1 protein-coding gene is annotated in these 452 nt (G+C 54.2%); it reads right to left on the reverse strand.

The genetic code is table 11. From position 1 onward, the window contains the following. A partial coding sequence (locus tag AACY52_RS31175; RefSeq protein WP_339561519.1) for a hypothetical protein occupies positions 1 to 452 on the reverse strand: 452 nt, incomplete at both ends.

Here is a 452-nt window from a genome sequence, read left to right on the forward strand (position 1 = left end):
TTGTGGTTGCCTCTGACGATCGTGTAGTTGAGGATCGTGCCGAACCCGGTGTTCCAGAACGCGTGCTGGATCGCGAACTCGAATCCGTCGATATAGGCCTTCTGATCGCTGTTATACGGCGTCTGAATAACGAAATTCACCAGCGGATCGTTGGGCTGCGCCACGATCGTGCCGTTGACCACACCACCCGGATAATTGGCCGCGATATAATCGCGGATCTGGCCGAAGGTCGCATTTGCCCCCAACGCATTGAGCGCCGCCTGATAACGCGGGCCGTTCTGCGTTACACCGTTGAAGGTCGTCGTTGGCGAGGTGATCCCGGGGATCGTCTGGTTGACCACGGTGCTGCTGATGTAATTCGCCACATTTTTGTGGAAAAACCCAACCGAGATGTAGCTCTCTCTATTGTAATACCACTCCGCTGACAGATCGATATTCTTCGATTTATAGGG

Source organism: Pseudomonas sp. EA_65y_Pfl1_P113, assembly GCF_963970525.1.
GTDB classification, from domain to species: Bacteria; Pseudomonadota; Gammaproteobacteria; order Pseudomonadales; family Pseudomonadaceae; genus Aquipseudomonas; species Aquipseudomonas tritici.